The 14,067-nt window shown below is 56.0% G+C and carries 16 protein-coding genes and 1 tRNA gene; 8 read left to right on the forward strand and 9 right to left on the reverse strand.

The features are described from left to right. Positions 1-9 precede the first annotated feature (9 nt). Positions 10-1,242 carry an EAL and HDOD domain-containing protein gene (locus OHL21_RS17850; RefSeq protein WP_263418647.1) on the forward strand — a complete coding sequence of 411 codons (1,233 nt, stop codon included), beginning with the start codon at positions 10-12 and terminating at the stop codon, positions 1,240-1,242. A gap of 11 nt (positions 1,243-1,253) precedes the next feature. On the opposite strand, the gene truB is transcribed toward OHL21_RS17850, so the two are convergent. The 6 genes from truB to OHL21_RS17880 form a co-directional block, all read right to left on the reverse strand. Next, the gene (gene truB, locus OHL21_RS17855; protein WP_263418648.1) at positions 1,254-2,129 is read right to left on the reverse strand and encodes a tRNA pseudouridine(55) synthase TruB; all 876 of its coding nucleotides are present in this window, start codon (positions 2,127-2,129) and stop codon (positions 1,254-1,256) included. A 3-nt stretch (positions 2,130-2,132) separates the two neighbouring features. After that, the gene (folE, locus tag OHL21_RS17860; protein ID WP_263418649.1) at positions 2,133-2,723 is read right to left on the reverse strand and encodes a GTP cyclohydrolase I FolE; all 591 of its coding nucleotides are present in this window, start codon (positions 2,721-2,723) and stop codon (positions 2,133-2,135) included. 9 nt (positions 2,724-2,732) lie between these two features. After that, positions 2,733-3,137, reverse strand: a complete 405-nt coding sequence (locus OHL21_RS17865; RefSeq protein WP_263418650.1) for a 6-carboxytetrahydropterin synthase — start codon at positions 3,135-3,137, stop codon at positions 2,733-2,735. Continuing rightward, positions 3,134-3,544, reverse strand: a complete 411-nt coding sequence (locus OHL21_RS17870) for a 6-pyruvoyl trahydropterin synthase family protein (protein WP_263418651.1) — start codon at positions 3,542-3,544, stop codon at positions 3,134-3,136. The genes OHL21_RS17865 and OHL21_RS17870 overlap by 4 nt, the downstream gene beginning before the upstream one ends. Positions 3,545-3,587: 43 nt before the next feature. After that, on the reverse strand, positions 3,588-4,895 hold the full coding sequence (locus OHL21_RS17875; RefSeq protein ID WP_263418652.1) for an enolase C-terminal domain-like protein: 1,308 nt from the start codon (positions 4,893-4,895) through the stop codon (positions 3,588-3,590). Positions 4,896-5,232: 337 nt separating this feature from the next. Then, positions 5,233-6,270 carry a glycosyltransferase gene (locus tag OHL21_RS17880; RefSeq protein ID WP_263418653.1) on the reverse strand — a complete coding sequence of 346 codons (1,038 nt, stop codon included), beginning with the start codon at positions 6,268-6,270 and terminating at the stop codon, positions 5,233-5,235. Between the two features lie 37 nt (positions 6,271-6,307). Between OHL21_RS17880 and OHL21_RS17885 the strand changes: the two genes are divergently transcribed. From OHL21_RS17885 to OHL21_RS24545, 7 genes are all read left to right on the forward strand, one after another. Next, positions 6,308-6,790 (forward strand): TlpA family protein disulfide reductase, encoded by a 483-nt coding sequence (locus OHL21_RS17885; protein WP_263418654.1) that lies wholly within the window; start codon positions 6,308-6,310, stop codon positions 6,788-6,790. Between the two features lie 66 nt (positions 6,791-6,856). Next, positions 6,857-7,141 carry a hypothetical protein gene (locus OHL21_RS17890; RefSeq protein WP_147648934.1) on the forward strand — a complete coding sequence of 95 codons (285 nt, stop codon included), beginning with the start codon at positions 6,857-6,859 and terminating at the stop codon, positions 7,139-7,141. A 193-nt stretch (positions 7,142-7,334) separates the two neighbouring features. Beyond that, positions 7,335-7,411 (forward strand) — tRNA-Arg (locus OHL21_RS17895). Positions 7,412-7,930: 519 nt separating this feature from the next. Then, complete coding sequence (locus tag OHL21_RS17900; protein WP_263418655.1) at positions 7,931-8,671, forward strand: hypothetical protein; 741 nt, start codon at positions 7,931-7,933, stop codon at positions 8,669-8,671. Between the two features lie 28 nt (positions 8,672-8,699). Then, the gene (locus OHL21_RS17905) at positions 8,700-9,224 is read left to right on the forward strand and encodes a hypothetical protein (RefSeq protein ID WP_263418656.1); all 525 of its coding nucleotides are present in this window, start codon (positions 8,700-8,702) and stop codon (positions 9,222-9,224) included. A 23-nt stretch (positions 9,225-9,247) separates the two neighbouring features. After that, the gene (locus OHL21_RS17910) at positions 9,248-9,673 is read left to right on the forward strand and encodes a hypothetical protein (RefSeq protein WP_263418657.1); all 426 of its coding nucleotides are present in this window, start codon (positions 9,248-9,250) and stop codon (positions 9,671-9,673) included. An 83-nt stretch (positions 9,674-9,756) separates the two neighbouring features. Then, positions 9,757-9,990, forward strand: a complete 234-nt coding sequence (locus OHL21_RS24545) for a helix-turn-helix domain-containing protein (protein ID WP_399258858.1) — start codon at positions 9,757-9,759, stop codon at positions 9,988-9,990. A gap of 472 nt (positions 9,991-10,462) precedes the next feature. Here OHL21_RS24545 and OHL21_RS17915 read toward each other — a convergent pair whose 3' ends face one another. The 3 genes from OHL21_RS17915 to OHL21_RS17925 all read right to left on the reverse strand — a co-directional run bounded on the left by OHL21_RS17915 (position 10,463) and on the right by OHL21_RS17925 (position 14,041). Continuing rightward, positions 10,463-11,065, reverse strand: coding sequence for a hypothetical protein (locus OHL21_RS17915; protein WP_263418658.1), 603 nt, complete (start codon positions 11,063-11,065; stop codon positions 10,463-10,465). Between the two features lie 265 nt (positions 11,066-11,330). Further along, positions 11,331-13,664: an SGNH/GDSL hydrolase family protein gene (locus tag OHL21_RS17920; protein ID WP_263418659.1), complete on the reverse strand. Its 2,334-nt coding sequence runs from the start codon at positions 13,662-13,664 to the stop codon at positions 11,331-11,333. After that, complete coding sequence (locus OHL21_RS17925) at positions 13,661-14,041, reverse strand: hypothetical protein (RefSeq protein WP_263418660.1); 381 nt, start codon at positions 14,039-14,041, stop codon at positions 13,661-13,663. The genes OHL21_RS17920 and OHL21_RS17925 overlap by 4 nt, the downstream gene beginning before the upstream one ends. Positions 14,042-14,067 lie beyond the last annotated feature (26 nt).

Genomic DNA, 14,067 nt, shown 5'->3' on the forward strand with positions numbered 1-14,067 from the left:
GCAGCAACCATGCAGGCGCCTGCCGCAGCGGCAGACGGCTCAATGCGTTTCCTGGCCAAGCAGCCGATCATGACAGCGGCGCGCAAGACAATTGGGTATGAGCTGTTGTTCCGCGCCACGTGGGAGAACCGTTTTAGCGGTGATGGCGAAGCGGCCTCAAACAGCATCGTGGATTGGGCCGTTACCCACGGATTCGAATCGTTAGTAGGTGAAGCCAAACCGTTTGTTAACTGCACTCGCGCACTGCTGATAAGCCGATGCGCTACGCTGCTGCCCAAAGGAACCGTTCTTGAGATTCTGGAGAACGTCGAGGCGGACGAGGAGGTTCTGGAAGCGTGCCGCTACTACCGCAGTCAGGGATTCGCACTGGCGTTGGACGACTATGATTTCCGCGAGCAATGGGAACCGTTTCTTCCGCTTGTGCAATATGTCAAAATCGATTTCTCCCAGACCATCCCCGAGGATAGAAAAAAGACGATCAAGCGGCTGAAGCCAGGCGGCATGCGCTTTGTCGCCGAAAGGATCGAGGACGCCGATCAATTGAAGGTAGCTGTTGCGGAAGGGTTTGATTTCTTCCAGGGCTATTTCTTCATGAAACCCCTCATGACTGCACGGCGCGGTCCGGGAAAGTCCATTCATCAACTGCAGTTGCTGGCTGAAATCTGCAAGCCGAGCCTGAACCTGGAAAACTTTCTTCATATTCTGCGCTCTGAACCGGCCATCTGCTATCGGTTGCTCCGCTACGTTAACTCCGCTGCCGTCGGTCTGCGCCGTACCGTTACAGATTTGCGACATGCCATTATGCTGATCGGCGAAGAGGAAAGCCGCAGAATCGTCCGTACCACGCTGGCCGCCGAACTCACGGGAGGATCTGGGATCGAGGCAATGGAACGCTGTGTCCAGCGGGCACGTTTCTGTGAGCTGCTGGCGACAGATCTGAACAGCCCTCGTGAAGAGCTCTATTTGATGGGTATGCTCTCTGCGGTCCTGCCCATGTTAGAGATGGACGTTAAAGATGCAGCCGCCAATCTTCCTTTGCGGGAAGAGGTGATTGCAGCACTGACCGACCCAGCAATCGAAGAGGCTCATGCGCATGCGCTTTCACTTGCGGTTGCGTACGAGCGCGGCGATTGGGGCAGGATGATCGAGTCGTGCAATCGGCTCGGTATCGCCGAAGACGACGTCGCCGCCAAGCATTATGCGGCGGAACAGTGGACCAGCGCCGTCGTCCATCATCTATAGGAAATGTGGCCTCAGCCAATCACAACGATCGGCTGCATTAATGTCCCTGCGATACGTTTGCCTATCGCAATCAGATGGCGCTGACCTTCGAAGATCTTCACCAGGGGAGCACTGGAGAACTCCGGCAGATTCACAGCCATACCATTGCGCAGACGACCTGCTGTTGCAAGATCGGCTGTCACCGACGGCATCTCTGCTAAGACGGTGCGCGGATGCGGCAGAGCTGCTTCCAACTCACCTCGTGAAGCGAGCATTTCCATCGTCTCCAAAGACATCGTCTGATCGAGAGTAAACACGCCGGCGCGAGTACGGCGGAGTTCTGTCAGATGCGCACCGCAACCTGCCAATCTCCCCAGATCGTGCGCCAGCGAGCGGATATAGCCACCGGCGGAGACCTCCGCGACAAAACCGACGGTCTCTCCTTCCATTTCGGTGAGCTCAAACCGATTCACCGTAACGCGGGCCGCCTTCACCGGAACCTCTTTGCCGGCACGTGCCAGTTTGTGCGCCGGCACGCCGTTGATCTTCTTTGCAGAGAAGGGCGGCGGCATCTGCTCGATCTCGCCACGGAAACGCGACGCCAGATCGCGCAGCTCTTCGAGGGTTTGCGTCAACGGCTGCGGTAACGCTGCCGGCTCGCCTTCCACGTCGTATGTATCCGTCCCAAAGCCGAACCGGATCGCGCCGGTATAGGCCTTCTCGGCGCTGGAAAAGAACTGCGCCAGACGGGTCCACTTTCCCAGAAGAAGCGGAAGAACGCCGGTAGCCATCGGATCAAGCGTTCCGAGATGGCCAATGGATTTCTCGCCCGTCGCGCGGCGAACACGATTGACAACGTCATGCGAGGTCATCCCCGCGGGTTTATCCAGTACTAAAAGTCCGTTCACGTTCTACAACTTACCTGAGCGGACCAGCGAGAGAAATTCGTTGCGCGTCTGCTGCTGCTCTTTGAATACGCCCAACATGGCGGAGGTAACGGTCGCTGAATTCTGCTTCTCGACACCGCGCATCATCATGCACAGGTGCGACGCTTCCATAATGACCGCCACACCCTGCGGACGAATAGCATCGACAATAGCATCGGCGATCTGACGGGTGAGACGCTCCTGCACCTGCAGACGGCGCGAGAAAACGTCCACGAGACGAGGCATCTTGCTAAGGCCGATGACCTTGCCATTGGGAATGTAGGCGATGTGCGCCTTCCCGAAAAACGGCAGCAGGTGATGCTCGCACAGCGAATAGAACTCGATGTCCTTGACGATCACCATCTCGTCGTAGTCCACGTCGAAGAGCGCCCCGCGGAGAATCTCCGTGGGATCCTGCTTGTACCCCTTCGTCAGGAAGGCCATCGCCTTCTCCATGCGTTCCGGCGTCTTCAGCAGACCGTCGCGAGTGGGGTCTTCGTCATAGCGCAGCAAAAGCTCACGGTAGATCTCTTCCGTGGAGGCTTCGCTGAGCGGCCTGTCTGTCAATGTGCTCATAGTGCTTCCCTACTCGCCACTGTACTCAAAAGAGTTGTTGGGCGTTTCTTCGATACGAATCTTCTCTACCTTTGCCGCGGTGAAACCCTTCAGAATCTCCCAGATGACAATGGCCAGATTCTCGGTAGAAGGAACCAGAGCATCAAACTCCGGCAGGGTATTCAGGTTCTGATGATCGAACTTCGCGATCAGACGCTGGTGAGCGAACTCATCGATTTCAACCAGGTTGCAGAGCATGCCTGTCGTCGGGTCGACCGTTCCACTGAGAACGACCTCCAGCCAATAATTATGTCCATGGCCAAAGGGGTTATTGCACTTCCCGAAGACCTCACGGTTACGCTCGTCACTGAAGCCGTCCACGTGGAGACGGTGTGAAGCGCTGAAGCGATAGCGGCGACCAAGGTAGGCTTTCATGCTTCCCCCATATAGTCGGCGTACAGGTCTTCCATCTCGTAGACACGAACCTTCACCAGATCTGCCCCGGGAATCTTCCCTTCGAGACGCCGCCAAACGGCGATGGCAATGTTCTCGCTGGTCGGCTGCATTGTCCGAAACTCGGGGACTTCGTGGTTCAGATGGCGATGGTCATAAACACCAACGACCTCTTTTTCGAGGATGTCCTTCAACTGCTTCAGGTCAACGACAAAACCGGTGACGGGATCCACCTTTCCCTGAACCGTCACCTCCAGTGTGTAGTTATGCCCGTGGCCATTGCGGTTGGCACACTTACCGAAGACACGCTGATTCTCTTCCGGTGACCAGGAATCGACCCAGTAGAAATGGGACGCGGAGAACTCGGCTTTACGGGTTAACTGAACCATCTATTCAGTTTAGATGAGTCGAAAGCCCCGGAGGTACAGAAACCTACTCCCACTCCATGGTCTTCTGGGACTCGATCTTGGCTGGATCGAGCTCGATGTTAAAACCCGGTCCCTGCGGAAGAGCGATCCTGGCGTTGTGCGGGAAAAGCGGATTCTTCTCGAAGTGATAGAAATGCGCCATCTTATTGACCAGGTACTCGCCCAGCGGGAAGGTCATGGGAGGCTGGCTCGCGATGACATGAAGCGCAGCGTGGAGGCAGTGGCCATGTGGCAGAACGGGAACGTCGTGCAATGCAGCCAGGGTCCCGATCTTTACCAGCTCCGAAACGCCGCCGCACCATTCGGGGTCGGCCTGAACCACATCGATGGCCTCGGCCTGCAGGTAACGCTCGACGTCCCAGCGGGTATAAAAGTGCTCCCCTGAGGCGACCGGGAAGTTGATCTTACGGCGCACCTGGGCGAAGGTTTCAATCTTGTTCGGCATGGTGATCTCTTCCACCCACCGCGGGCGATACTGCTCCACCTGGCGAGCCCATTCGAGGGCATAGGTCATGTCCCAGCCGCTGTAGCAGTCGAACATGATCTCGACATCGTCTCCCACAGCCTCACGCAGAACCTTCACCAGCTCGATATTCTTACGCATGCCTTCCGGCCCTGCGCCGGGCCCATACGCCATGAACCACTTCATGTTGCGATAGCCCTCTTTCTTGAGAGCCGCTGCTCGCGTACGAACTGCCTCTGGCTCCAGCGAGAAACCGAGGCACGAAGCGTAGTACTCAACCGAGCTGCGTGTAGGACCGCCAAGCAGCCGATAGACTGGAACGCCAAAGTAGCGGCCGCGAAGATCCCACAGGCAGATGTCGCAGGCGCTGATGGCCATCATAAAGATGGAGGCCCGCGACTGACGGTTGGAACGATACATCTCGTCCCACAACAGCTCTCCGGCTAATGGGTCTTTGCCAATAAGAAACTTCCGCAGGTCGCGCTGAACGATGACCGCGGCGTCCTCTTCGATGGGACCGTACAGACCTTCGAGCCCCTGGTCAGTCTTGATGCGGATATACATCGCCGAAGGCTTAGCAATACGATCCTTCCCGGTGGGATGGTCGGCGTAGACCGGCGGCCGGAGGTCGTCGTAGACATCGAGAGGACTCACCTGCTGTTGCCCGTTCACTCCCGCCGGAACGGAGTAGGACCCGCGGATCTCGAAGATCTCGACATCGGTGATCTTGATAGGACCGTTCCGTCTTTGCCAATCGAAGAAAAGCCCATGAGCGCGGGGAACGACAGAGACAAAGGCGCTGGCGGCAAGACCGCGGAGAACCTGACGGCGGGTAGCAAGAAACGTCATCGGATGGGCTTTCCTGAACATTTGAAGTGGCTGCGATACAGGACCTGCGTCGCGCCGACCAATATAGTTCAGGTGTCGAAAATATGTCTACCGAGCACTGAGGAGATCGCTGTTGCCCCTTTTTGTCATTTCGCAGCGAAGCGGAGAAATCTGCTTCTCTACCGATCTCCTCCGGGCTGATGAAAAGTAATCCGAAGGAAAGGCACCAAAGAAAAATCGGCAGAAAAGCAGATTTCTCCGCGACCTCCGGTCGCTACGAAATGACAAATAAAAAACTGGTTCAAACTTCGCCCGAATCCCAATCATCGCTACCGCGATGATTGGGGAACCAGTGGGTTCAGGCCTTGTACACTCTGCCCTTCCAGGACACTTCATGCTTCAGCTTCACCTGCATCCAGCTTCGCCACAGCAGCCAGGCGAGCATCGGAAGAGCAGCAATACTGAGCACGCAGTCGATCCAGGGAAACTCGCTCTTACGGACACGCGCGAGATAGCGCCACAGCACACGAATCCACAACAGACCAAGAGCCGCCCACTGCCACCAGAGCAATAACAGGTGCTGCGGCAGGACGATCATCAACACCGGCAGGCTGAGCAACAGGCCAAAATCGATCAGGCGAAAACCAGCCAGCGCCAGCGGCTGCAGGAACAAGATGGCCAGGTTCTTCGTCCAGCCCTCGATCATCGCCGGCAGGGTGCGGTACATCTGCGTCTCCAGCGCTTCGCCGCCATAGCGGAAACGGAGGCGTCGCCGCGAGGCTTTAACCTTCCAGGCCAGTTCTACGTCCTCCAGCACCTTGTCGCCGACCGCCTGATGGCCGCCCACGGCAAAGTAGGTCTCGCGATCAATCAGGAGGAACTGCCCATTGGCGGCCGCGATGCGGCTTGCTGGATCGGAGACCTTCTTCGGCGGATATGCGATCGAGAGCTCCGAAAAGATCAACGGCATCAGCGCCCTCTGCCAGAAACCCGTAGCAATCTGTTTCGGCGAATAAGAGAGCAGCGATGCCTCATACTTCTCTGCTTCGCGCATTGCCCGGCCCAGGCTGCCGGAGGCGTGCCGGGTATCCGCATCCGTAAACAACAGCCATTTGCCTTTTGCCTGCTGTGCCGCGGCCCACAGAGCGTTGTTCTTGCCGGTCATCCCTTTGCGGCCCAGCTTGCTCTCAAGGGGCGGAGCATTCATGACCGTCACACCGGCAAAGCTCTCCGCAATGCTGTGCGTGGCATCCGTGGAACCATCGTCGACGACAATCAGCTCCCAGTGGCGGCCAAGCTCAAAACCAGGTTCGCTTTGAGCCGTGAGCGAGCGCAGACAGGCTTCCAGACAGGCTTCTTCGTTCCGCGCCGGCACCATCACGGTAAGTTCCATCATCTCTCCCCAGCACTCGTATTATAGGAAGCAACCCGTTATGAAGCTTCTTGCCTCAGCCCTGCTCGCCTCGTCGCTCCTGCTCACCGCCTGTGAGCGCAATGTAAAACCTGGGCAGATTGGCGGAGTAGCTCCCGATTTCACCGTTACTGACAGCGACCACTCCGCGAAGCTATCGAACTTCCGCGGCAAGGTGGTAGTCCTGAACTTCTGGGCGTCGTGGTGCGGGCCTTGCGTGGAAGAGATGCCGTCATTACAGGCGCTGCAGCAGCAGATGCCGAATATCCAGGTACTCGCTGTCTCTACCGATCAGGACGGAGAAGCCTACAAGCGTTTCCTCGACAAGCATCGCATCTTGTTCCTGACAGTACGCGACGCGCAGCAGACGTCGAATGCTCTGTACGGTTCCTATCGTTTTCCGGAGACCTACATCATCGACCGCAAAGGAGTGATCCGCCGCAAACTGATCGGGGCACAGGACTGGACCAATCCGGAGATGATCGACTACCTGTCCAAACTGTGATGATCTGGGGTGAGAACGCCTGCCATCCTGCTTGAACCTCGCGACGCGCACCTGTACCCTGAAGATATGACCACGGTCGACGCTCTTTACCGCTACAGCGTGCCTCCTACTGAGGCCGCGGTTCTGGCCCTGAACAACTTGCGTGAGGTCTATGGCATTCGCCGCCTGACCATCGATGAAGCCGCGAAGACAGTGCGCGTGGAGTATGACGCGACGCGCTTCGGCGAGCCGGTTGTCCGTCAGTTACTGCGCCGCGCCGGCCTGCAGATTGCAGAGCCGGAGACGCTGGTGCTTCCCGCGCCGCCACCTCCGCCCCCGGCACAACCGGCGGCTGCCCCGGCAAAGGCATAGAGGATTTTTACTGTAGGTGCAGTGCAGGGGTTCCACATCTATGGGCGTTTTCCGCAATGAGGGGCCGCTGAACTCCTCTTCAGGGATACCCAGCAACAGTGGAAATGCTCTAATCCACACTGCAGGTCGCGGGTGACAACGATCTGTGTTATCTTAGAAAAGTTGCCGCTGGTTGCATGACAGCGTGCGGGATGCGCCCGTAGCTCAGCTGGATAGAGCGAATGACTACGAATCATTAGGTCGGAGGTTCGACTCCTTCCGGGCGCACCATCAATCTCCTAGCGAAGCCCCTTCAACAACAACGATTTACAACAATCGCTCGTGCGGAAGGGGCAGCGCGTCTGCCCACCAAAAGTTACAGGAAATTACACCGATTTACAGTGGTTGTGGCACATTTGTGACACAGTCCTTTTTCTCACGTCACAATCGTTACGGCACAGTGATGAGCAAGAAAATCGATTGCCTGCCTGTAAACCTGTGTGATAGTTTTCTCCCAATAATGCACACAAGTGACGTGATTTCAGCCTTTCACGGCCAGGCTGAACGGGCTACCGTGGTCCCAGCGCTACTGCGCTCAGGGATACGTTCCGATGCGTTCACTCCGCCTTCTTTGTCTGGTTGCTCTTGCCTGCCTCATGGGCCTATTCATCGCTTCCTCTCACTCGTCGAAGGCATCTGCCAAGACGGTAGCCCATATGCAGATGAACGGTGGACCTGGCGGGGATACCGATCCTCCGCTCTGCCCGGATCCAAACTGCCAGTAAAGTTTAGCCGGAATAGGGGTGCGGCTTGATCGACCCCGAGCTCCTCATTCGCAAGTTATGGGCGGTCTCTTGTGTTGTCGAGGCGGCCGCCCTTCTAACCTCTATCCGATCGAAGACGCGGTCTCTACCTCTTTCCATATATCTGGCAGTCCACTTCACCTGGAATATCGCTCTTCTCTTCATCGATCGCGCTACCCACTCACATCTGTACTTCTACTTCTACTGGTATGGACGGCTCGCAATCTTCGGGCTTGAATGCTGGGCACTCGCTTCCCTGCTCGATCCGGTTCTGACCGGCATCAAATACCTGAACCAGAATTTCAGAACAGCGTTTATGGTGCTCCTTCTCTCTGCCTCCAGCGTTTGCTGGTATGTAGCGATACAAGTACCATCCCGCTATCAAAACAAGATCCTTCGGATTACCTTCGCCGCCGAGCGGGGATTGGTAACGAGTGAGGCGATGCTCCTAATGTGCTTGTTAGCCATCGGCTCCGCCATGGCGTTCAGGTGGGACAAATTCACGGTCTGGACATTGGGTGGTTTCACACTTGGGATGCTGGAGAGCCTCGTCTCAGGTGCGCTGCTTCCAAACGTAAACCTACACTCGCGGGATATCACCCGCATCGCAATCCAGATCATGGATTGCGTCATCTTCGCCCTATGGCTCTACGCTTTCTCCTACAACCACAACCAGCGATCGGAAGAATCAGAGGCCACCGATGTCTCTGACGCCGACGAAGTAGCACTCGAGGGTATCCCTACCTGAAGAGTTGTGACGGGGATCGATTATCCATATGCTGGCATTTTTTAGTTTGATCGGACTTGTATTCCTGATCATCATTGCCTGGTTCATGACCTCGCGCCGGCGCCTGAAGAGGCGGGGCGAAGATGCGATCAAAGACGTTCGGCACGCAGACCTCACTCTCGCAGAAACGATCGTCTTTGCAAACAATAGTCTCCAGGCATGGTTAGAGGACGACGAGGCTAAACGAGCGATTCTTTGGCAGTCCATCGGCGGCTTCCAGGGCATCGTTGACCTACACCATGATGCGGCATGCCGCCTTGAGACCATGGAGGCCGTTCTAAAGCGCAAGGGATACACGGCCAAGATAGACGACGATGTCAAAGCCGCGTACTACTCCCTGGGCATTTTGATCCTGGTATCAGGATTCATGATGTTCATTACCAAAACAGTAAACACGGTAGTTCGCTATCCGCTTACGATCCCGTCAATTCACTTGGAGTATGCCATCAGGTTGTCCGCAGTCATCGCCTCTCGGACTGACACCGTCCTTGATCTACCGACCAAGGCCATTTAGCTTTATCTACGAGCGTTATTTCGATGCCTAAGACAGTTCAGAGCCTCGGCGACATACTCGAGGAGCATGTTCGCAACGCGGTCAGCGCACTTGAAAGAGTGGCGCCGGAAGAGACGAAGCAGCTTCTGCTTGCCCAGGCGGCTCTATCTGCCTACAAAAAGCAGCATGTTGAGATCAGTCAGCCAGTCGCTGGCCTTCCAATCACCGACAACGCTTACGACGCCATCAAGGCTTATCTCCGGATGACTGGAAAGCCACAGTCAAAGGAATTCATCATTGAGACTCTTCTTCAATCAGGATTCCAGGCGGCGAAGCCACGCAGGGAGCTAAATCTTAAGGACTCATTTAGATGGCACCTCTCACACCCAGACGAGAGCGAGCTCCGCGAGATTGATGGCAAGGTGGGGCTGAAGTCCTGGGTCAAGCGGGGGAAGTTCTCCGCTGAGTAGCCGTACAAGGCGCACACTCCCCGACAATAGCAGCTATACTTTTCTATAGATTTGACACAGAGCCTACGCCCTAATGTGGGTAGATGGCAAGTGACATCTGCGTCTCGCTAGGCGAGCGGATCCGGCAATTGAGGAAAGAAAAGGGCTGGAGGCAGATCGACCTTGCAGAGGCGTCGGGCGTCCCAGAAGTCTCAATCGGATATTACGAGCGCGGAGAGATGGAAATGGGGATAAGGGCTCTGGTGAAAATATCCGCAGCACTTGGAGTCACACCTAGCTCGCTGCTGGATGTCGTTACGCGAGATATCCCAAATTGATCCTATTCACACCTTGTTGGGAATCTCACCTCGGTAAGAGTGTCTGGCCAATCCACATCCTTACCTTTAGCTGGTCCAGTGGACCTTCCCTTTTCCAATGCATCGGCGCATGGAACTACGGCAAGATGGGTTTGTCCGGCCAGGCGGCCGCCAGTGAAAGCAATGAACGGCCTCACAAAGGTACGCTTTCCAGCCTCTGAATCGATCTCGATCGAATCTACGTACCCAAAGCTAAGAACGTGCTTTCCTGATGGGATCACAAGAGAAACGAAGCGACCGGGATGAAGGGTCATCACCTTCTTCCCATCCACGAATATCGGCCAACGCATAAAGCCGGTAGCCCGGTCCGCATCGTTGTACTTTAGCCCTAACGACGATTGCCCGTCCCGAAACAACGTGAGGATGCTTGTTCCCTCTTGAGCAGTGAGCGGAGCGGCGGCTGAGAACATAAGGGCTGCAGCTAGCAAGCTTTTCATTTGTGCTGCCCACCTATGGCCTGCTGGAGCTCCAGGATTGATTTCAAATTCTTTCCACCAACGCAGCGCTCTCGTTTCGTAGTTCCATTGGTTCGGAATTGAAGAGAGGCAGCGCCGCCTATGGCATCAATTTCCTTCGAGTCTAGCGCGAAGGTGGTGATTTCATATATCAGCCCTGTTTTACCGCGGGGTCCGCCGAATAACATCTGACCCAAGGGATCTAGCTTGAACGGTTCGGTGTGCGTCGACTCCGAGACCTTCAGCTGGATCGGCCTATTGTCTATAAGCATGTCCATCGTATCGCCGGGCATCATCATTACGGGAACGTCAGTGACTACCCTGGTAACAACGCTGTAGGCTGAAGAGCCGTCTTTATTCTGGGTAAAAACGAACTCGAGGGTGACAACATCCCCTCCATACACGAGAGAGTTATCACCAGGGCAGGCTTTTGAAGGGACTCCGGTCAGACTAACGATCCTGCTACCGGAGTACTTGTCGATCGAATCAGAAACTTTATGGCCATCACGAATGGCAAATGCTGGCGCAGAGAGTCCCAGGACAACGCAAAAAATTATCCATGGTTTCATGGCGGCCATCATACCGCACTGCCATCCTGGCCGATAGCGGCAGGGCGCATGGAATCACGGCCATCGTGATTACCCCCATGCGTTCCCATTGCTGGGGCCTGCCGCATCACGCCCGAGCTTTTCACCTACCTTTGATGCGGGGACACTACCATCAGTACAGACGTACTTCCGTAAATATCTGCACGGGCATAGTGCGTCACCCGCATACCCCTCTAACCGGAGGGGGATCATATCGATAGGGCTCGGGTTGATCATGGAACCTCCTCACTGTGGGTGGTTACTGTAGAACGCGGACAGCGTATGTGGAGGCAGTCGGCGTAAGAGCGCCTGAAGTGTAGTTGCAGACCTTCAGACCGACCTGGCCAGACGCCTTGATGACAGCCTCAGCTCGCATGCCATCACCCGGAGCGCCATAGGTGGTGGGCGTTGCGATTGGGACCTGAGTAAATGCGTTCACACCGACGACGCTGACCACCGTCTCAGCCGTACAGGTACCGGCCGGAAGAGAGGAACCCCCAATACTGGCGCTTGTACCTGTCAGTGTCATGTTGCCACCTAGCCAGTACCAGCTCCCAGCTTGGTAGCCAACTTGGATCGACGAATTGACTCCCAACTGCGCCGGCACATTGACATTCGTTCCGACGACCGAAAGGTTGATCACTCCGGCGCCATAATTCTGGACTACGCCGTGACATCCGTTATATGCACTGCCGAGGTTCGGCAGAGTCACAGTTCCGGTATTGTCAAAGACCCATCCATCACGGCATGTAAGGGAATACGCTCCGGATTTCACGGTCGGAACGAATTGCGTGATATTTGAGATCAGATTGGACCCGCTCGTGTGCGGGCTCAAGAACCAATCCACGGAAGTCCGGCTACCAGAGACGGTGCTGATTCCGAAGATATCTGCGGCGAGCTTCGGAGCCCACATCTTATAGCCGGGGGCATTCGGATGCAGACCATCCGACATCAGGCCAATGCCGTTCGATGCCGAATATGATCCCCAGGAGGTGATCGTGTCCGAGAACGGAAGGGTTCCCGACGAATAGTTGTTCGAGTTAGCCGTTGCAACGCCACGGAAGGACGTCATCAGCGCGCTCATCGTTGATGTTGTGATCTGAGCTGGATTCGGTGGCACTGGCGTTACCAGAGCAACATCAGATCCGGCGGAGAGGATCGCGGAAACGATCGTCTGAGCCTGCGAAGCAAATGTTGACGGTGTTACGGAGGCCAGCGCGTCATTGTCACCACCCTCATGGAGCCACAGATCAGCATTAGCCACGATGTAGGGTGCCGCATTGCCGGTGCTCCACGCAGAAGTCTGCGCAGCCCAGTCCGACTCCTTTGATCCGCCCATGCCAGCCATCAGAACAAGGACGGAAGGCGTAGTGGAATCATAGGCGACTTCACCAACAAGATCTACCGGACCGCCGCTCGCCCAGGTATGGGCGATCACGTTCGTTCCGAGTGTCGTTGTGATGGTTGTTTTAGCCAGACCTGCCGTTCCGGCAGTATTGATCGGCGTTGTTACGCCGTTGATAACCACGTTCAGAATGCCGCCCCCCGGCTGCTGAATGTAATACACTTCGACGGTGTCATAGTTGGTTGCGGGCGTAAACGTGAGAGCGTTTGTCGACGTAGTGGCCACCCAAGGGACACCACCAAAGCTACGCGCCAAACCATTATCCGCTGTCCATGACGATCCGACAGAGATACGCGGATCCTTGTTGGCATAGCCGATACCTGTGGAGTTTCCCTGTCCAAACCAACTCTGCCATTGGCATGGAACGTTGAGGTCCTTCGATATGATCGTGCAGAGGTTGACGGGCAGGTTATTGGTGATCGTATCGGTCGAGACAGAAGTGGGAAGGCCTGTATCTGCTCCGGTTCCGAAAAACAGCGAATCACCGAGGAATCCGATCTTGGCATTGCCAACCCCACGCCGCACTCTCTCAATTGCAGACCTAAACCGCGGCATGCCGTAATAGCAATTGAGGCCTGCGCAGCCAAGCGCGTTCGCTCCCATGGTCCGCCAGTTGGTGCCATCGGAGACAATCCATCCATCTGATGGAAAGGCGATCTGCGCGGAAGTCTTGCCATCAATAGTGCTGCTTGTGGGAGTAAGAGTCAGGTTATAGCCCGACGCGGTCACATTCTTCAAACGTACTTGGCAGCCGGCCGGAAAGGATGCTCCAGGTTGCGGCAAGGTCACTGCCACATTGCCGGCATTCGTATAGGCAACCGTATTTCCGATCGCCGTACAGTCGCTCGACAGGAGCGTGTCTGTTGATCCAGATACATTGCGGAGCGTCGATTTTGTGAGAGTTGCAGTACCGGTATTTGAAAGACTCACATCACCGCTAATTGTGGTCGGAGTCGGCACCCCGGACGCATTGAAGAGGAGCACTTGCGCCGCTGTTGGAACGGTTGCGCATGCCACTCCGGAGCCGGTGTAGTAGACGAGACGATTAGCGCCGCCGCCAGAGCAGGTAATCGTTGTGCCTCCTCCGCCTGAGAAGCCGACAGATTGCGGGGTGGCAGTTTGAGCCATAGCAGCGCCTGGCGCTAACACCAGGCAATAGACGAGCAGCCAGGAAACAAGATTCTTCACGCCTTCCGTACCCCCAAATAACCAACAACAAGCCTCGGAGACGTTCCTCCGTCCAAAGCGGTGACCTTGATGGCGATCGTTGCCCATGCCCGGTAGTTGAGATGGATCACGCCACCGTCAGAGGCGAGCGCATCGATCTCGTCATTCAGCAACGCGAAGTCATCAGGGAACACAGGATTCTCAGAGATGTACTTCGTTGTGCCGCAGATCTGATACCGGCAGTTTGCGGGGCTCCCGCTGACCCTGGGCTGAAATGTGTGATGGATAGGAAACGCCGCCGGCGTTCCGATAAAGGTCGCCGCAGAACCGACCAAAGATTGAATCACTACTTGGTTGATAGCGGTGAACGGTCCAATGTCGAATTTCTGATCGGCCATGGTCCGAAAGTAGGACCGATCAGAAA

The organism is Terriglobus albidus (assembly GCF_025685425.1).
In the GTDB taxonomy this organism is placed as follows: domain Bacteria; phylum Acidobacteriota; class Terriglobia; order Terriglobales; family Acidobacteriaceae; genus Terriglobus; species Terriglobus albidus.

What these genes read in the sequence shown, in the direction of transcription:
- OHL21_RS17865 (WP_263418650.1), bottom strand. Translation starts at nt 3,137, where the DNA reads ATGAAAGCCTACCTTGGTCGCCGCTATCGCTTCAGCGCTTCACACCGT.
- OHL21_RS17905 (WP_263418656.1), top strand. Translation starts at nt 8,700, where the DNA reads ATGCTGGCATTTTTTAGTTTGATCGGACTTGTATTCCTGATCATCATT.
- OHL21_RS17880 (WP_263418653.1), bottom strand. Translation starts at nt 6,270, where the DNA reads ATGATGGAACTTACCGTGATGGTGCCGGCGCGGAACGAAGAAGCCTGT.
- OHL21_RS17925 (WP_263418660.1), bottom strand. Translation starts at nt 14,041, where the DNA reads ATGGCCGATCAGAAATTCGACATTGGACCGTTCACCGCTATCAACCAA.
- OHL21_RS17850 (WP_263418647.1), top strand. Translation starts at nt 10, where the DNA reads ATGCAGGCGCCTGCCGCAGCGGCAGACGGCTCAATGCGTTTCCTGGCC.
- OHL21_RS17915 (WP_263418658.1), bottom strand. Translation starts at nt 11,065, where the DNA reads ATGATGGCCGCCATGAAACCATGGATAATTTTTTGCGTTGTCCTGGGA.
- OHL21_RS17870 (WP_263418651.1), bottom strand. Translation starts at nt 3,544, where the DNA reads ATGGTTCAGTTAACCCGTAAAGCCGAGTTCTCCGCGTCCCATTTCTAC.
- OHL21_RS17885 (WP_263418654.1), top strand. Translation starts at nt 6,308, where the DNA reads ATGAAGCTTCTTGCCTCAGCCCTGCTCGCCTCGTCGCTCCTGCTCACC.
- OHL21_RS17890 (WP_147648934.1), top strand. Translation starts at nt 6,857, where the DNA reads ATGACCACGGTCGACGCTCTTTACCGCTACAGCGTGCCTCCTACTGAG.
- OHL21_RS17910 (WP_263418657.1), top strand. Translation starts at nt 9,248, where the DNA reads ATGCCTAAGACAGTTCAGAGCCTCGGCGACATACTCGAGGAGCATGTT.
- OHL21_RS24545 (WP_399258858.1), top strand. Translation starts at nt 9,757, where the DNA reads ATGGCAAGTGACATCTGCGTCTCGCTAGGCGAGCGGATCCGGCAATTG.
- folE (WP_263418649.1), bottom strand. Translation starts at nt 2,723, where the DNA reads ATGAGCACATTGACAGACAGGCCGCTCAGCGAAGCCTCCACGGAAGAG.
- OHL21_RS17875 (WP_263418652.1), bottom strand. Translation starts at nt 4,895, where the DNA reads ATGACGTTTCTTGCTACCCGCCGTCAGGTTCTCCGCGGTCTTGCCGCC.